The following is an 18,621-nucleotide window of genomic DNA, read 5'->3' on the forward strand; positions in this document are numbered from 1 at the left end:
AACACTGTTACTCGCTCAAGACTGTTACTCGCTCAAGACTGTTACTCGCTCAAGACTGTTACTCGTGGCCCTCTATGATACAGGTAATAATAGCCAGCATTCCCACCCACCCAAAATCCCCACTAACAGGCTGACAAGACCCCTCTGATCATGCTTGCAACATCTTCCCAGTTTCTCAATCCTGCCCACCTTAAACCCCTAATCAGCACGTCCGGAGAAAGTTAATGAGTCAGGCAAGTTCCAAGAAATTGAAACTCATGGTGGTGGATGATGAACCGGATAACCTAGACCTGCTCTACCGTACCTTTCGACGAGACTTTAAAGTCTTTAAAGCTGATGGTGCGATCGCAGCCCTAGACCTCCTCGACACAGAAGGGGAAATGGCGGTAATTATCTCAGACCAAAGAATGCCCGTCATGAACGGCACGGAGTTTCTCAGTAAAACCGTTGACCGCTTCCCCGAAACCATTCGGATTCTCTTAACCGGATATACCGATGTTGAGGACTTAGTGGATGCCATTAACTCCGGTAAAGTCTTTAAATACATTACCAAACCCTGGAACCCCGAAAACCTGAAAGCGGTAGTGCAACAAGCCTCCGACACCTATCGGGTTCTCAAACAACGCACCAACGAACTCCGTCGGGCCCTGCGGCGAGAGGAAGTTCTCAATGTAGTCACCAGCACCATTCGAGAATCCCTCGACTATCAAAATATGCTGCAAACCATCGTCAAAACCATTGGCGAAAACTTTGAAGCCACCGCAGGCATTCTACGCCCCGTAGAAGGCGAAAAACTCATCAACGAGTCCTTCTATTATCTTCAGGGGCAACCCGAAGCCACCGAAGACCAACCCCACCCAGCCCAAGACGGCTTCCAAGGGAGATTTAATGAAACTAACGCCATTAACCTCATGGAACAAGTCCTCAGCACCCAAGAAACCCAGCAAAACAGCATGGTTCTCGAAGCCGAGGACAACGCCGACTTAGAAGAACTGGCCGTCGCCTTAAACGTCCAACAACAACCCCTCGCCATTCTCTACCTCAACCAAATTGAAGGAGATAACTCTTGGACCGAGGAGGATGTTAACTTACTAGAATCGGTCGCCGAACAAGCGGCCTTAGCCGTGTCTCAAGCCAAACTCTATCAACGCACCCAGCAACAAGCGGAAAAAATGCGGGCTGAACTCGAAGTCGCTCGACAAATTCAGCGCAACTTACTCCGCCAAAGTTGGGGAGACACCGGGCCCGTCAAAGTCGATGCCAGTTGTTACCCCGCACGGGAAGTAGGAGGCGACTTCTTCGAGGTCTATGTTCATCCCCAAGGGGATGTCTGGTTGGCCGTGGGGGATGTATCGGGAAAAGGCGTTCCAGCAGCCCTCTTTATGGCCAGTGCCATCTCAATTCTACGCCGGGAACTCTCTCAAGAAGCCTCCCCTGAACCCGAAACCGTCCTGAGAAACCTCAATCAAACCATGAATGAGGATTTATTCAGTACCAATTGCTTTATCACCATGGTGATTGCCCGCTATACGCCCGAAACTAAAGAATTAGTTTATGCGAATTCGGGGCATATTTACCCCATGGTCTGGCATCATCAAGAAAGTGTCCAAAAAGCACAGCAAAATGAACCCGTCACTCCCAACTACCTGAAAACACGGGGCATTCCCGTGGGGATTTTACCCAAATGGAAAGGGGAATCGGGTCGATTGACCTTACAACAGGGTGATGTGTTTCTGTTAACCAGCGATGGAATGACAGAAGCAACGGTGACAAAACGCCTTGATGATAATTATCCAGGAAATGGTGAAATGTTGAATCAAGACGGACTCTGGCAATTAATTTTGCAAGAGGAAAATTTTGAGTTAAACAGTTTACTCAACCGTTTCCGCGAATATACTAACCAAGTTCAGGAAGACGACCAAACTATGCTATTTTTGGAGGTTCTGTAGTTAATGAAGACAGAACTACACATCCCAAGTGATTTAAAATTTTTGACCGTGGTAGAGCGTTGGTTGCTCGACTGTTTAGAACTCGAATTAGGCGACTCGGTAGAATGGACAAACCAGTCTAATCGATTGCGTTTGGCCTTAGTGGAGGCTTATTCTAATGTCGTGCGTCACGCTCACAAAGACCAACCCCAAATTCCTGTGCTATTGCGTCTCGAACTCCAAGAACGGGATATTGCCTTGGAAATTTGGGACCACGGCACCGGGTACGATTTATCCACCTATTTACCGCCGAATCCTGAAGAAAAACAGGAAGGGGGATATGGTTGGTTAATTATGAATCGTCTCATGGATAAGGTGGAATATCAGTTACAGATTAATGGCCGCAATTGTTTGAAGTTAGAAACCAGTGTCCCGGAAACGGAAGCAAAAGCTGGATAATGGATAATTGATAGTTGATAATTGATAATTAATAATCAATAATTTTGAGGATTATCTATTGTCTATTGTTTACGGAGCAACAAGGTTTTTAACTCGTTGCGGAGTTACCAAAACTTAATAAATTTCTCCAATTTCCCCTCGGCCTTATGGGATGCGGGGTGTCTCCCCTAGGGAGGGGATCGCGTTGGGATTTTGGAGTCAGTGGGGTACATGATTTGGCTACAATAACGGTGTCTAGACATCGGGTTGGCCACAATGTATCCCACCTTGTTTTAATAGTTAACCATTAAATCCCATGTTTAATCGTCGTGCCGTTATTCAATTTCTTTTATTGAGTCTCGCTACCTTACTCAGTCTGGTTTTATTTGCGGGATGTGGGAATAAAACGCTGATTATGGGGACTTCTGCGGATTACCCCCCCTATGAGTTTAAAGAACAGTCGGGAGAAATTGTCGGGTTTGATATTGATATTGCTCAAGCCATTGCGGAGGAGTTAGGTTTTCAGCTAGAAATACAGGATATGGACTTTAATAGTTTACTCCCGGCTTTGGAAGCAGGAAAGGTGGATTTTGTCATGGCCGGAATGTCTCCGACTCCCGAACGTCAAGAGATCGCGGATTTTACGCAACTGTATTATAAGGCGGAGAGTATTGTTTTAGCGCGGAAAGGGAATATCTTAGAAACTCCCGAAGCGTTATCCGGGAAGAAAATTGGGGTTCAAGCAGGATCAATTCAAGCAGAGGCCGCGGGGAAAATTGAGGGGGTGGAGTTGATGGAAATGGATAAAATTGGGGAAATTATCCAAGGGGTGAAGGAGCAAACCCTTGATGCTGCGGTAATTGAGTCCACGGTGGCCCAACAGTATGTACAGGCCAATCCTGATTTAGATTTTAGTGTTAATTTTGAGACGGATTCCAGTGGGTCGGCCATTGCTCTCCCGAAAAATTCTTCTTACACGGACTCGTTTAATCAAGTTTTGGAACAAATGAAGGAGAATGGCAAGATAGAGGAACTGATCCAGAAATGGTTTAGTTAATGTGAAGGAAGAATATTGTTGTTGGTTGTTGGTTGTTGGTTGTTGGTTTAATTCCTGACCATTTAATTTTTCATCATCAATCCATTATCCATTATCAACTATCAACTATCCCCCCATGCTCCCCCATTAACTCATGTGGCATAGATTACGAATGGTATTGAAATGGCCTGCTAAAATCCCTTTACGGGTGATTTTAGTGTTACCGTTCGCACTGCAAACCACGGCCACAGTGTCTCTCACTGCATGGTTATCGGTGCGGAATGGGGAGGAGGGGATTCAGGAATATACTCGACAATTGCGGGGGGAAGTGACGGCCCGAATTCAACAACAGATTCAGGATTATACAGAATCCCCTTATCAAGTAAATCAGATTAATCGGGATGCTGTCCAGTTGCAGATGTTGGACTTGCAAGACTGGGCCCAACTGGAAGATTATTTTATTCGACAATTAACTAATTTTCCCACGATTAGTCAGCTTAAATTTGGCAATACGGAGGGGGAGTTTTTGGGGATTGAACGGTTAGCGGATGGGGAGTTGAAACTGGCGATCGCAAATTCTACCACCAATCAACAATTCCAAACCTATACTCTCACAGAACAGGGAGAACGCGAGGCATTGCTCAACACTCTCCCAGAATACGATGTCCGCAACCAGTCCTGGTATGAGGCCGCAGTGGCCGCACAACAAGCGGTATGGGGGGGAATTTATACCAATACGGGATCAGAAACGTTGGCCAGTCCAGTGAATCAACCGATTTATAATGATCAGGAGGAGTTATTAGGGGTATTTGGGGCCGAGATTTATTTATCGGCCATTAGTGACTTTTTACAAGGATTACAAATTAGTGAGTCGGGGGAAGCCTTTATTATAGAACGCTCCGGTCAATTGGTGGCCAGTTCGACTTTAGACCAACCGTTTTTAGTGACGTATGGGACAACGTTACGCATTCAAGCTAAAAATAGTAATGATCCGTTAATTCAGGGAGTCGCTAATTATTTACAAAGGAAATACGGAGATTTAAGTGAGATTAACTCCCCGCAACAGTTAGAGTTTACCTTAGCAAGCGAACAGCAATTTCTACAGGTGACACCGCTACAAAATGACCGAGGAATTGATTGGTTAATTGTAGTGGTTATTCCCAAAGCCGATTTTACACAACGCTTAGATGAAAATACCCGAAATACAGTTTTATTGTGTCTTTTGGCTTTAATTTTATCTATTTTTATCGGGGTTTTGATGGCGCAGGGGATTACTAAACCTCTCAGTAATTTGATTGAAGCAAGTCAAGCGATCGCCAGAGGAAAACTACAACAAACCACCGGATTAAGTCGGATTAGTGAGGTACAATTATTAGCGCGATCGTTTAACCAAATGTCCCAACAACTCTCTGAATCTTTTACTAAACTAGAACAAGCCAATATTGAATTAGAAAAACGAGTCCAACAACGCACCGCAAAACTCACCGAAGCAGAAGCCGAATTACGCGGGTTATTTAGTGCCATGACTGAATTAGTCATGGTTAAAAATAAGGAAGGACGCTATTTAAAAATTGCCTCCATGAACCCCTATCTCATCAAAGATGGTATGGGGGAACTCATTGGCAAAACCGAATATGATTTATTTCCCCCAGAGCAAGCAGAATTATTTGTTCAATGTATCCGAGACTCCCTGCATAAGCAGGAAATGACAACAATTGACTATTCTGTATTTTATGATGATACCCAACAAAAACGATGGTTTTCAGCCAGTATTTCCCCCATCTCTAATGATGCAGTAGTGTGGGTGGCACGAGATATTACAGAACCCAAACAATTACAAGAAGAATTAGCCAAATCTCAGCGTTTTTTAGATAGTTTAATTGATAATATACCTTTAGCAGTTTTCGTGCGAAATGTCAAGGAAGATTTGCGTTATGTATTATGGAATAAAGCTGCCGAAAAACTCTATAAAATCCCCGAACAAGAGGTATTAGGCAAAACCTCTTATGATATTTTTAACTGGGAGTTAGCTCATGAGTTTGAAGACAATGACCGTCAACTCATCCAAAACAAACAATTAGTTGTTATTGAAGAAGAATTATTAGAAACACAATTCTCTGGACCTATCTGGCAACGTCTGTTAAAAGTGCCACTGATCGAAGATGACGGAGAAGTTACCCATATTGTAGGCATTGCCGAAGATATTACCCAAAGAAAACTCAACGAAGAAGCCATTAAGAAAAATGAAGAAGAATTCCGTCACCTCGTTCATAATGTCAATTCCGCCATTGTACGCTGGAGATTCGACGGCACAATTTTATTTATTAATCAATTTGGTCTAGACTTTTTTGGCTATCAAGAAGATGAGTTAATTGGACAAAACTTAATGGGCACAATTGTTCCTCAACTAGACTCCTCTGGACGTAAATTAGCCGAAGAATTAATGAACGCCTTTCAAACCCCAGAGAAATATACCGTATTTGAAAATGAAAATATGCGAAAAAACGGGGAACGAGTCTGGGTGACTTGGGCGAATCAAGCGATTTATGATGATTGGGGAAATCTCATCGAGTTTTTATCCGTCGCCACCGATACCACCGAGAGACGGTTAGCCGAAGAAGCCTTAAAAGCCGAAAAAAGCCGTTCAGAACGGTTATTACTGAATATTTTACCTGCGGCCATTGCCCAAAAACTGAAACAAGAAACCGGCCTCATCGCCAAACAATTCCCCGAAGTGACTATTCTCTTTGCCGATATTGTGGGGTTTACTACCCTGTCTAACCGAATGTCTCCCCATGCGTTAGTAAAACTTCTGAACCACGTTTTTTCCCTATTTGATCGTCTGGTGGACTGGCATGGGTTAGAAAAAATCAAAACCATCGGGGATGCTTATATGGCCGTGGGAGGACTCCCCATTCCTAGGAAAGATCATGCGGAGGTGGTGGCTGATCTGGCCCTTGATATTCAAAATGCGATCTCCAGTTTTCAGCAAGATGATGGCCAAACGATTAGTTTACGCATTGGCATTCATACGGGATCAGTGGTGGCGGGTGTTATTGGCATTCGCAAATTTAGTTATGATCTCTGGGGAGATACGGTTAATGTGGCTTCTCGCATGGAATCCCACGGCGAAGCAGGAAAAATCCAAATTACTGAGGCGACTTACCACTGTTTAAAGGAAAAATATTATTGTGAAGAACGGGGAATGATTGAGGTGAGAGGTAAAGGGAGGATGAAAACCTATTGGTTAATTAGTCGTCACTCGTAACAAATATTGGGTCAGTCACCTTGACAGGTGTAACTATAACACTCCCACAAATTCTATTCGTGGGAGTGTCAACGCTATCTTAATCAATCACAATGAACCTGCTATTCCTTTAATAACAGGTAATATAACTCACCGCGATATCCGGTGACACCTGCCCGATCGCCAGCTAATTCTCCGGTCCCCATGAAGATATCAACCCGGCCTGGGGTTTTAATGGCACTTCCGGTGTCTTGATCTAGGACAAAACGACTCACAGTAGGGGTATTCATCCCCCCACGGCCATCGGGAATTGGCATCCGAGTGTGAATTAAGGCTAACGCACCAGGGGGCATCAGACTTTTATCTGTGGCAATTGAGCGATCTGCGGTGACAGGTACGCCTAAACTCCCTGTGGCGGGTGCGCCGTGGGTTTCTCGGAAGAAGACGAAACGATTATTTTTTGGCAGATACACATTGAGTAATTCAGGGTTTTGTCGGAATAGGCCGATCATTTTCGGGAGGGTAAACCCGTCGGCAGGGTGGAGGCCATCGCGGATCATCGCTTGACCGATGCTAGTGTAGGGATAATCGGTGCTGCCGTGATAGCCAACGCTCATTAGCCGGCCATCGGGCATTTTGAGACGGGCTGATCCTTGGATATGTACGAGAAAGGCTTCCAAGCGATCGCGCAACCAAACCAATTCTCCCCCAGCTAAAGGACTATTTTTCCCTGATCCATCCATCCCTTCGAGTTGAATGCGGGTGGGGTGGGGGGTGGTCCAATTGTCTAAATTCCCAGGCCGACGATAAATGGGATAACGATATTCTGCGGTGGGAACAGGACTTGCTTCATAAATGGGTTCGTAATACCCGGTGAAGAAGACTTTGCCGTCATAACGGGAACTGCCGACGGATTTATAAAAGACAAATTCCCGTTTAACGGCGGCTTGGAGTTCTTCGGGACTGTTAGAATTTTGTACCAGTTGGCGAAAACGAACTAAGGACCGACGCACGCGATCGCGGGTAATCCAAGGGATAGAATAATTTTCGTAGTCTTCAGCGGCCCCTGGGGTGTTGAGATAGCGTAAGCTATTATTGAGCGACTGGAGTAAGGCTTGTTTATCTCCCGATCCCCGAAAACTCTCCCAGAGTTGTTCATCAAAACCGAGAGAAGCATCTTGCCGATGGGGATTAGACCATTCTAAGGGCGGTTGTGCTTGGACGGATGGTTGTGGCGTTGCTAAGGCCAAACCCAAACCAAGGGAGAAAAGGGCGATTGTTCTTTTCATAGACGAATCTTTGGGGAATAGTGCTGTAATCTGATGGAGTGATCGAGTTATACCGAATCGGTTTTGTTCCAAGGCAAGGGACTTTTTGCCCGTAAATCGTCCCTTAGTTTAGGCAAAACTGCGGTAAAAGTCTAGAGGGAGTTTATAGTTGATAGTTTATAGTGGAGAGTTGATAGGGGAGTCGGGAGTTGGGAGTCGGGAGATGGGGGAGTTGATAGTTGACTGTTGAACCACAAAGACACAAAGGACACAAAGGGGAGATGGAGGAGATGGGGGAGATGGAGGAGATGGAGGAGATGGAGGAGATGGAGCAGAACAAAGAACCATTGTTAATTGTTTAATTGTTAATTGTTTAATTGTTAATTGTTTAATTGTTAATTGTTTAATTGTTAATTGACATGACCCATTATCACCTTTGGATTCCCAATATTTTCGAGTTTAAGGGAGGAATTCAGGTTTATTCGGCCTTTCTCTTGGAAGCGTTACAGAAAATTGCACCCGATGCCCAGTATGATGTGTTTTTAAAGCATGATACTCGCGCCTTTCCTCGCTTTTTGCCGGAGACGCGGTTTCATTTTGCGGGGAATGTGCCGTTAAAGTTGCGGACGGGGGGGTTTGCGTTACAGTTGGTGAAGGCTGCGATCGCGCAACGACCTGATCTCATTATTAGCACCCACATTAACTTTACCGTGGTTGCCGACTATCTGAAACGACTCCTCGGTATTCCCTATTGGGTGGTGGCCCACGGGACCGAAGTTTGGGATATTCCCAAAGCCAGTTTACGCCAAGCCATTCACAATGCCGATCGCATTTTAGCAGTGAGTGAATATACCCGCGATCGCTTACTCGCCCATACCCCCCTCAACCCGGAAAAAATCAGCATTCTCCCCAACACTTTTGATGAGAGTCGCTTTAAAATTGCCCCCAAACCCCCCCATCTCCTACACCGTCACCACCTCCACTCCCACGGGCCCATTCTCCTCACCGTCGCCCGTCTCGACCCTAGCCAACTCTACAAAGGCTACGATAAGATTATTGAGGCATTACCCCGCCTTCGGGCAGCAATCCCCAATATTCATTATCTCTTAGTGGGCAAAGGAGAAGACTATTCTCGCATCGAAAAATTAATCCAAACCCACCATCTCCAAGATCATGTCACCCTTGTCGGGTTTGTCTCCGATGAAGAATTAGCCGACTATTACAACCTCTGTGATGTCTTTGCGATGCCTAGTTATGGGGAGGGGTTTGGCATTGTCTATTTAGAAGCCTTAGCCGCCGGAAAACCCGTTTTAGGGGGCAACCAAGATGGGGCGGTTGATGCTTTATGTCAGGGAAAATTAGGGGTTTTAGTCAATCCCCATGATATCTCAGAAATTGCTAACACATTAATTGAAGTTTGTCAAAAAAAATACAACAATTCTTTACTCTATCAACCGGAACAATTACGCGCTAAAGTCATCGAAGTGTATGGCTTCAGTACATTCACGGAAACTTTAACCCAAATTTTGAATCAGTGAAAGCAAATTGCCTTAACATAACCTTAACCATTCACGGGGCAACCGCAGTCTTGAGACAGGAAAGCAACCCAGTGGCCGCTTTCCCGCAAAAAACCGCTTAAACGCGCTTGTTAAATGACTTGCGGTTCAGCATAGGGATTGGTCAACTGTTCCAGTTGTTTCACCAGTAAACTGAGGAAAAGCCCCACATCCGTCACCACACCTACGGATTCAATTGAGCCGCGATCGCTCAATTTCGTCACCACAGCCGGGTTAATATCCACACAGACCATTTTCACCCCAGAAGGAGTCATATTCCCCACCCCAATGGAATGTAACATGGTCGAAAGCATCAAAATCATATCCACCCCTTCTAACAACTGGGAATATTCCTCCTGAGCTTTCACCAAGTCCATCTGGGTATCCGGTAACGGCCCATCATCCCGAATAGACCCCGCTAAACAGAACGGCACATTATTTTTCACACATTCATACATCACCCCTTTAGTGAGAACCCCTTGGTCAACGGCCTTGGCAATACTGCCACATTGACGAATGGTATTAATGGTTTTCAGGTGATGACGATGGCCACCGTGAACAGGCGTTCCCTGCTTCATATCCACACCGAGAGACGTTCCCATTAACGCTTGTTCAATATCATGGACGGCGATCGCATTTCCCCCCAGTAACACTTGAATATAGCCCTCTCGGATTAACCGGGATAAATGATGACTGCCCCCCGTATGAATGACCACTGGGCCAGCCGTTACGGCCACCTTACCGCCTTGGTCGCGGATATGGCGCATTTCCCAGGCAATCTGCTCAACCACCAACTCTACACGCCGTTCACTGGAGACTCCGGCCCCCATGAAGCTGAACTCCTCACCTGCACTGCGAGAACGGTCTTCGGTCTTGCGTACCGTGCGAATGCCCCGCACTCCGACAACTACTTTCTCATCCGTATCCACATCCCGAATTAACTTACACCGGGCCGTTACCCCTTGGGGGGTTTCCTTAACCGCGATCGCTGCATCCATGCGCTGATGCGTCACCCGCACCCATTCCCCATTAATTCGCACTTCCGTGGGATAAATCGTAGTCACATAGAAATCATCCGGGGCCACCCCAAAGGCAGGAACCGGCTCTAACTGAGCATCCTGTTCATCTTCGGGCAAACTGGCCGCCCCGATGCGGATCAACTCCGTCATCACATCTTCCATGACCTCTTGATCCGGCGCACTCACCCGCACTTCCGCCGTCGAGGTGCTTTGCCGTTCCGCCCCTAAATCAAAATTGAGAACTTTGAAACTGCCACCCCGTTCCACAACTAAATCTAAAGCGCGGTTCATCGTTCCCGCATCGAGGAGATGGCCTTCCATGCGAATGGTGCGACTGGTGACAGAAACTGTTGCATGGACATCCTCAAGAACAGGTTCAGTGGTACGCAGGGTTAAACATTTGGCCGCCCCTCCCGCTTTCAAGAATTCCGTTAAGGGGGTTTCAATTACCCGAAACCCAACCTTGGCCAAGCGTTGTTTTAACTCCTCACTCGCTTGGTTCATAATCACTACTTCGTTAATATTCACCGCATTACAGGCAAAATTCACCGCATCCGGTTCACTAATAGCAATGCGTTTTTCTGGGGGAACACGCCGTTCAATGAGATGATTAGAATAGGCATCAAACGCGGGGGGATAATAGAGTAAATATCCGTTAGCGAGGGGACAGAAACAAGTATCGAGGTGATAAAAACGACTATCCACTAAGCGGAGGGATAACACTTCAATATCCAGCCATTTCGCTAAATAGGGGTGAGAGTCTAATTCGGTGCGGAATCCATATCCAGCCCACAACCAACGGCCTTCCCGGTCTAAAAGGGCATCTCCAGCCCCTTCAAAGGGCAATTCGGGGGGGAGTTCAAAGACGTTATATCCATTATCCGCAAACCATTGTTTGAAGTAGGGTTCTTCCCCTTGTCGTTCTTTGTGGAGAAAACGACTCAAGACCACATTATTCCCTAATACTAATCCCGCATTGGCGGTAAATACCATGTCTGGCCACCCTTTGGCAGGGTCCACTAGGTAAACATGGGTGTGTTCTTTGATCACCTCGTAGAGTTGATGCCATTGGTCTTTGGCTTTATCATAGGAGGATTTATGTATATTCCCCTCCATCCAAGGGTTAATGACGTAATCTACGTCATAGTAGGTGGGCGAACACATGAGGAAATGAATGGAATCAGTCATAATTCAATTGAGTAGAGGCGATTTAGCAAACTTCTATACCATTTCAGAGCAGCGTTTTCTAAACTGTAAAAAATGCTGCTTTTTTATGTTGCGAAGCAATTTATTATTTTATAATAGAACGCTGCGCTTTGGCCGCAGCGACGGCTAACTCATCGACACGCTGGTTGTAAGGGTTGTCTGCGTGGCCTTTCACCCAAAACCACTCGACTTGATGTTCCTTCACCAGTTGGTCGAGTGTCGCCCATAAATCTTGATTGGCCTTACGTTTCCAGTTTTTGGTCATGGTGTTAACCAAGAGTTGACTGTCGCTGTAGAGTTTCACCTGACAGGGAAATTTTAGGGCTTGGAGTCCTGCGATCGCGGCCTGCATTTCCATACGATTATTAGTAGTGGCCGTCCCTTCACTCCCTGAAATTTCTTTCTGATGTTCCCCATACATTAATAAGGCCGCATAGCCTCCCACGCCAGGATTACCAAGACACGCGCCGTCTGTATAGATGGTGACAATAGGTTGGTTCGATTTAGTCATTCGGTTAAATGCCTCAACACAATTCATTACCTCTTTTGAGATTAACCTCAAATGGCCCTCTGCCTTCTAAAACCTTCTGTCTTCTAAAACCTTCTGTCTTCTGCCTTTGAAACCCCTCTGCCTTTGAAACCCCTCTACCTTCTAAAACCTCCTACCCTCTGCCCTCTGCCCTCTGCCCTCTGCCTTAAAAAAACACCCAATTTAAATTAAATCAGGTGTTGTTAATATTTAACTGGCTAAATATTCTTGAACCGCCGCTTTTTGTTGTCGGAGTTTGCGTAAGGCTTCCCGTTCTAATTGTCGCACTCGCTCTCGACTAATCCCCATGTGTGAGCCAATTTTGGCGAGAGTGAGGGGTTGGCCGTCGTTGAGGCCATAGCGGAGGGTGAGAACTTCTCGCTGTTGGGGGCTTAGGTCGGCCATTAACCCTTCTAAGTCCAACTGGAGAGAGGATTGTGTGGCAAAGTCTTCGGGAGAGAGGCCATCGTCTTCGAGGAGTTCTCCCAATTCCGTGTCTTGGTTATCTCCGACGCGCAAGTCGAGGGAAAGGGGATGTCTGGCTTTTTCCAGATAATCCCGGACTTGTTTGGGGGTGAGATCGAGTTCTTCCCCTAATTCTGCGACGGTGGCCGCTCGTCCTAAGCGTTGCGACATTTGCCGTTGCGCTTTTTTGATTTTATTGAGTTTTTCGGTGATGTGGATGGGAAGGCGAATGGTGCGGCTTTTTTCAGCGATGGCCCGGGTGATGGCTTGGCGTATCCACCAGTAAGCGTAGGTGGAAAAGCGATAGCCTTTGGTGGGGTCGAATTTTTCTACACCACGCTGCATCCCGATGGTCCCTTCTTGGATGAGGTCCAGTAAGTCGAGATTACGTTTGATGTATTTTTTGGCCACGGAGACGACTAAGCGCAGGTTGGCCTCGACCATTTTGCGTTTCGCTCTTTCTCCGCTTTCTAGGGTTCGTTTTAATTCCGCTTCGCTCATTTCTGCGGCCTGGGCCCATTCGCTAAAGCTGATGTCTCGCTCTTGTTGTTCGCTGAGTTCTGTTTGCAGATTGCGCAGCGCGATCGCTTTTTGGACCCGCTTGGCTAAGACAATTTCTTCCTCATGGGTGAGTAACGGCACACGACCAATTTCGCGCAAGTAAGTGCGGACGGGATCGGTTGTTTTTTGAGGGGTTTTCATGGTGCAGAGTATTGAGGTTAAGGGAATGACAATGTATCTCTGAGACAGGTATCTCTTAGAGAGGGGTTTGGCGCGATCGCGTTTTTAAAATCCTTTTTAAAATCACGATCGCGCTCTGCCCCCACTTCTGAAGACTGGAAAGATCAACGATCCGGGGCTAGGAACATAGCCTCTGGAAGAACTCTGTATATTAAGTATTGTAACATTTCTGAGAGAACTGTATAGACGTAATTCTACTTAGTATTACTAATATACTACAAAAATAATACATTGCCAAGAGGAGAGAGAAAACCCCCAGCCCAACGAGGTTACACGGGATTAACCAAGAGGGCGACAGCATAGGCTGCAATGGCTTTTTCTTGCCCTACAGCATCTAATTTTTCATTGGTCGTGGCTTTAATGCTGATTTGGTCTCGGTGTATAGTTAAGGTTTGGGCAATGCGATCGCGCATGGCAGGTAAATGAGGCTTGAGTTTAGGCCGTTCAGCCAGAATCACCGCATCTAAATTGCCAATTTGCCAGCCTTGGTCTTGAATCAGTTGGTGAACTTGTTCGAGTAACTTTAAACTATCGGCATCTTTCCAGCGATCATCCGAGGGGGGGAAATGTTGGCCAATATCCCCCAAGGCCAACGCACCGAGTAAAGCATCCATCAGCGCATGAGTCAGCACATCCGCATCACTATGGCCCGCTAACCCCAATTCATGTTCAATCTCTAATCCCCCCAAAATGAGCTTACGGCCCGTGGTCAGTTGGTGCAGATCATATCCATTGCCAATCCGAATATTCATTGTTGTTTGTTTTTGGTTCATTGTTGTTTGTTGTTTGTGAATAAGGGAACAGGGAACAGGGAGATGTTAACCTTACCCTAAAAAAAAGGTCAGAAACTAATCACAGTAAGGCTTTTAGCCAACTTTTAGCGATTTTTAGTTTCACCGAGAGTAAACTGTTACCAGTAATCAGTGGTTACTCCCCATCTCCCCCACCTCCCCCATCACCCCTCACCCATCACCCCTCACCAACGCACCAACACAGAACTGTTGTAGGTTAAATTCAGTTGAGTAGCGGCATTTCCTTCATTGACCGCAATTTCTAGCCAACCGTGACTGCCGATGAGGGCCACGGGGTGTCCTGGGGTGCGATCGCTATATGTCTCACTTTGGGGTAACGTTTGCTGAGGCAGTTCCACCGACCAAGATTTTCCCGTCAAGCAAGCAGCCGGAATATTGGTGATCACATTGCCAAAATAGTCGATATATTGAACCGTTCCCCTGATCCCCTCCGCCGTCTCAGTAACAGGTGCAAGGTCTAATTTTACCAAGGTTTGCGGGTCGATACTTGTCCCCACCTCCTGCAACGGAACACCCGTCGCTAAATAGGCCCCCACCGGAGAAAAAATATCTCGGCCATGAAACGTCCGACTAGGGGAAAGCGTCCGCCAATAGTCCGGGTTATTTAACTCTACCGCAGCAAGGGGCGATTCAAATTGACATATCCCACTCACCAACCCATTATCCGGTGCAACCACCACCCCTTGGGGGAATTCTACCGCCACAGCCCGCCGTTGACTCCCCACCCCAGGATCAACCACCGCAATATGTACCGTAGGACGCGGAAAATAGGGGTAAGCATTCAGCAGCGCAAAACGCCCCGCCAAGACATTTTGTGGTGGAATTTGATGGGTGAGGTCAATAACAGGTACATTGGGGGTAATTTGGGCGATTACGCCTTTCATTACCCCCACATAAACATCCTTTAATCCAAAGTCACTCAATAGGGTAATCTGATGAGATGACTGTCTGACAGGGTTTTGCATCGCTTTATACCTAATAACGTAAAAATTCTGTAACAATCGTTACTTTTTTCTAAAAATTTGATAATCTAGTAAATGAAGAGATAAGTCAATCGGAGACAGTTATGTTTAACAAGAAGCGCAAGGAAGTCCTCAAAGAAGCTGCTAGTAACCATCGAGAAAGTTTACGTAAAAACTTACAATATCGCCTCGAAATTGCCAGAGCATCCGGTAATCAAGAATTAGTCAGTCAACTCGAAGCAGAAGCGGATTATTTACGCATGAGCTAGGGGTTGAGGTGCGACCAGTTTATGTTCGCCACAATAAGTATAATAACTTAATCCGATAGGGATACTGTTTTGGACAGTATCCCTTTAAATTTTATCGGTAAAATCTGCCTTGGGTTAAAACTTAATAGCTCAAACCTGTTAAACAAGGAAATTCGGGTAATGTGTTAATTATACTCGTTGGTTTCAAGATATTAATTATCGTCGTCAATTAGCAGAAAAAATGAATGTAGAGTTTTCAGACAAAGGGGGTCAGGAAGTTAAACTCTATGGTGGGGGAGAGTTCCTTTGATAATCCATGCACGGAAAAACAGAAAAAATGAAAGTGTTTCAGCGTTGGCAACACTATGAAAATGATCCCAATTTTCAACCCTGAAATATTACAATCAAAAAATCTTTGATCAACATCCAGAATTGCCCATTTAAACGGCTGATTGCATAGTTACTTGAACTGGTTTCAGGGATGAGCCAAGGGAATAATCCCAAGGCTCAGTTTAAACCTACCACAAAGGATTAAATTACCGTACCATCGGCAATCACCGCATTTTTGAGAATGACCACAATCCCACTACGGATATAAAACCCTTGGTCTTCCCGATTGGATTCTTCAATGCGATCTTTATTCAAAATCATCACATTTTCCCCAATGCGGGCATTTTTATCCACGATCGCGCGACGCACCGTAGAATTTTTACCAATTCCCATGGGGACACGGCCTTCCTGCTTACCCGACTCTCGCTCAGTAAACGGTTCGTAATAATCCGAACCCATGAGTAAAGAATCCTCAATTTTACAACCCGACTCAATGCGAGACCGAATGCCAAGCACCGAATTACTCACTTGACAATCCTTGAGAATACACCCTTCCCCAATAATCGATTCTGTCACCTGACAATCCAACAATTTTGTTGGAGGGAGATAACGAGACCGAGTATAGATCGGCGCATCCTCATGATAAAAACTAAATGAGGGTCGGGGTTGACGAGTTAACGCCAGATTGGCATTATAGAACGCCTCAATCGTTCCAATATCTTCCCAATAGTCATCAAACAGGAAGGCTTGGATATTGTGATCCGCCGCCGCTTGGGGGATAATTTCCTTGCCAAAATCCGTCGCGTTGTCATACTTCCGCAACAGCTTCCCTAATGCTTCCTTCGTGAATATATAAATCCCCATCGAAGCAATATAGGGCTTTTGCCGGGCATCATTGGCATTTAACCCTAGGGTGGTGGTATCCACCTGCATTTGTTTCAGGTCATCGCCTTTAGGCTTCTCACTGAAATCAATAATGCGCCCATTATCGTCAATTTTCATCAAGCCAAAACTAGAGGCTTTGCGTTCCTCAATGGGGATCACCGACAGGGTAATATCTGCACCCGTTTCCCGGTGACGTTCAATAAAATTGCTATAGTCCATCCGGTAGAGATGGTCCCCAGACAGGATCAGGTATTCATCCACATCCCATTCTTCAAACAGCCAGAGATATTGACGCACCGCATCCGCAGTCCCCTGAAACCAGTCCGGATGATCAGGAGTCTGTTGGGCGGCTAATACCTCAACAAAGCCGTCACTGATGGCGGAAAAATTGTAAGCCCGAGTCAAGTGACGGTTAAGAGATGCAGAATTGAATTGGGTCAGAACATAAATCTGTTCTATTTCAGAATTGAGACAATTGCTAACGGGAATATCAATTAAACGATATTTACCAGCTAGAGATACTGCGGGTTTCGCCCGTACCTTTGTCAATGGGTACAAGCGAGTGCCAGCACCTCCACCAAGAATGATTGATAATACTCTTTTCACGGAAAACCTCTCGACTGCCAGTGATTGACTCTCCAAGTTAAGTGTATGTTGGTTCGGCACAATTGTCAGGTTTTCTTGGTTGGGGGAGTGTCGGGAGTGTCGGGAGATGGGGGAGATTGGGGATAAGGGGGATAACAAGGATTGATAAATTACCAATTATCAATTACCCATTACCCATTACCCATTACCCATTATCCAAAACCGCAATTGGGCATCTGCACGCCTCTGAGTGGGGATTTCGAGTAAACGGACTCCTGACTTAGGGAGGGGGTTTAACAGGGCTTCTAGAGCCTCCCAGGTGTCAATGGGGTGATATTCAATGCCGTATGCCTGACAGAGGGGCGCGAATTCTACACTTTGGGGGGTGGCGAAGTAGTCCTCGAAGGGAGGTTCAAATTGGGCAATGGGGAGCATTTCAAAGATACCCCCTCCGTTGTTGTTGATCAGAATAATGGTGAGGTGGCCTTGGAGGTGGGGCCGGTGGAGAAACCCGTTGCTGTCGTGGAGGAGGGCTAAGTCTCCGGTGAGGAGGACGGTGCTTTGGTTGTGGTGGGCAATGCCGAAGGCCGTGGAGAGTGTGCCATCAATGCCGTTGGCCCCTCGGTTGAAGTAGGGGTAAATGTGTCGGTTGTTGGGTTGCCAGAAGTATTCTACATCCCGGACGGGCATACTGTTGGCGATTAACAGGGGGGTGTTTTTCGGGAGGGTTTGGGAGAGTATCCAAGGGAGTTTCCCTTCAAAGAGGTGGGAGGTATTTTCTAGGGTGGTGTTACGGTGGTCTTGGAGGGTGCGATCGCAGTCTAACCACCGTTTTAAATAATCTGTCGGTTGCTGACGATGTTCCGGAGTCTCGAATTGTTCTACAGGAGTCGTCAAAGACCGAGTTTGCCCCTGCAATGGGTCAAAATTCTCCCAGGTGGAGGCAATAATCCAACGGGGACAGGTTAATTCTTTTAACCAAGCCCGTAATATTTTACTGGTGGGGAGTGGCCCCAGTTGAATTACCAAGTCTGGGGTTAAGGCGGAGGCTGTTTTGGCGTTGCGGAGTAAACTGTCGTAGGTGGTGATTAAATAGGGGTTTACGTCGGCATAATTCCGCAAGGGTGACAGTCCTTCTGCTAAGACGGGGAATTGTAACGCTTGTGAGAGTTCCCCCACGCTTTGACAATACTGTTCTGGGTCTTGCGGTTGCGCTAACCCCCCGATTATTAGGCCTTTCTTGGTTTTGATCCATTCTTGGGGAATAGGGACTGTTTTAATAGAGAATGGGTTGTTGGTTGGTTGTTGTTGGTTGTTGGTTGGTTGTTTTCCCCTATCTCCCCTATCTCCCCTATCTCCCCTATCT

At 46.3% G+C, this 18,621-nt stretch carries 14 protein-coding genes; 6 read left to right on the plus strand and 8 right to left on the minus strand.

The annotated features are described in order from the left end of the window. The first annotated feature begins 224 nt into the window (after nt 1-224). The 4 genes from PN462_RS00855 to PN462_RS00870 all read left to right on the plus strand — a co-directional run bounded on the left by PN462_RS00855 (nt 225) and on the right by PN462_RS00870 (nt 6,670). On the plus strand, nt 225-1,949 hold the full coding sequence (locus PN462_RS00855) for a SpoIIE family protein phosphatase (RefSeq protein ID WP_272125934.1): 1,725 nt from the start codon (nt 225-227) through the stop codon (nt 1,947-1,949). Between the two features lie 3 nt (nt 1,950-1,952). Continuing rightward, nucleotides 1,953-2,387, plus strand: coding sequence for an ATP-binding protein (locus tag PN462_RS00860; protein ID WP_272125935.1), 435 nt, complete (start codon nt 1,953-1,955; stop codon nt 2,385-2,387). A gap of 295 nt (nt 2,388-2,682) precedes the next feature. Further along, nucleotides 2,683-3,423, plus strand: a complete 741-nt coding sequence (locus tag PN462_RS00865) for a transporter substrate-binding domain-containing protein (RefSeq protein WP_272125936.1) — start codon at nt 2,683-2,685, stop codon at nt 3,421-3,423. A gap of 151 nt (nt 3,424-3,574) precedes the next feature. Further along, nucleotides 3,575-6,670, plus strand: a complete 3,096-nt coding sequence (locus PN462_RS00870; RefSeq protein ID WP_272125937.1) for an adenylate/guanylate cyclase domain-containing protein — start codon at nt 3,575-3,577, stop codon at nt 6,668-6,670. Between the two features lie 101 nt (nt 6,671-6,771). Here PN462_RS00870 and mltA read toward each other — a convergent pair whose 3' ends face one another. Beyond that, entirely contained in the window at nt 6,772-7,938 is a 1,167-nt protein-coding gene (gene mltA / locus PN462_RS00875) for a murein transglycosylase A (protein WP_272125939.1), read from the minus strand. A gap of 398 nt (nt 7,939-8,336) precedes the next feature. On the opposite strand from mltA, the gene PN462_RS00880 reads away from it, so the two are divergent. Beyond that, a complete protein-coding gene (locus tag PN462_RS00880) occupies nt 8,337-9,455 on the plus strand; it encodes a glycosyltransferase (RefSeq protein ID WP_272125940.1) in 1,119 nt (372 codons plus the stop codon). 110 nt (nt 9,456-9,565) lie between these two features. Here PN462_RS00880 and argZ read toward each other — a convergent pair whose 3' ends face one another. From argZ to PN462_RS00905, 5 genes are all read right to left on the minus strand, one after another. After that, the gene (argZ, locus tag PN462_RS00885) at nt 9,566-11,680 is read right to left on the minus strand and encodes a bifunctional arginine dihydrolase/ornithine cyclodeaminase (RefSeq protein ID WP_272125941.1); all 2,115 of its coding nucleotides are present in this window, start codon (nt 11,678-11,680) and stop codon (nt 9,566-9,568) included. Nucleotides 11,681-11,783: 103 nt separating this feature from the next. Next, on the minus strand, nt 11,784-12,209 hold the full coding sequence (gene rnhA / locus PN462_RS00890) for a ribonuclease HI (protein WP_272125943.1): 426 nt from the start codon (nt 12,207-12,209) through the stop codon (nt 11,784-11,786). Between the two features lie 228 nt (nt 12,210-12,437). After that, complete coding sequence (locus tag PN462_RS00895; protein ID WP_272125945.1) at nt 12,438-13,394, minus strand: RNA polymerase sigma factor, RpoD/SigA family; 957 nt, start codon at nt 13,392-13,394, stop codon at nt 12,438-12,440. A 308-nt stretch (nt 13,395-13,702) separates the two neighbouring features. After that, entirely contained in the window at nt 13,703-14,185 is a 483-nt protein-coding gene (gene ispF, locus PN462_RS00900; RefSeq protein ID WP_443029026.1) for a 2-C-methyl-D-erythritol 2,4-cyclodiphosphate synthase, read from the minus strand. Between the two features lie 224 nt (nt 14,186-14,409). Next, nucleotides 14,410-15,210, minus strand: a complete 801-nt coding sequence (locus PN462_RS00905) for an SAM hydrolase/SAM-dependent halogenase family protein (protein WP_272125948.1) — start codon at nt 15,208-15,210, stop codon at nt 14,410-14,412. Nucleotides 15,211-15,311: 101 nt separating this feature from the next. Between PN462_RS00905 and pirA the strand changes: the two genes are divergently transcribed. Further along, nucleotides 15,312-15,476: an arginine synthesis PII-interacting regulator PirA gene (gene pirA, locus PN462_RS00910; protein WP_272125949.1), complete on the plus strand. Its 165-nt coding sequence runs from the start codon at nt 15,312-15,314 to the stop codon at nt 15,474-15,476. A 510-nt stretch (nt 15,477-15,986) separates the two neighbouring features. On the opposite strand, the gene PN462_RS00915 is transcribed toward pirA, so the two are convergent. Both PN462_RS00915 and menD read right to left on the minus strand, forming a co-directional pair. After that, complete coding sequence (locus PN462_RS00915; protein WP_272125951.1) at nt 15,987-17,276, minus strand: glucose-1-phosphate adenylyltransferase; 1,290 nt, start codon at nt 17,274-17,276, stop codon at nt 15,987-15,989. 177 nt (nt 17,277-17,453) lie between these two features. Beyond that, nucleotides 17,454-18,621: 2-succinyl-5-enolpyruvyl-6-hydroxy-3-cyclohexene-1-carboxylate synthase (menD, locus tag PN462_RS00920; protein ID WP_272125952.1), on the minus strand; the 1,168-nt coding region annotated here is incomplete at its 5' end.

The organism is Spirulina sp. CS-785/01 (genome assembly GCF_028330525.1).
Lineage (GTDB): Bacteria > Cyanobacteriota > Cyanobacteriia > Cyanobacteriales > Spirulinaceae > JAQMSD01.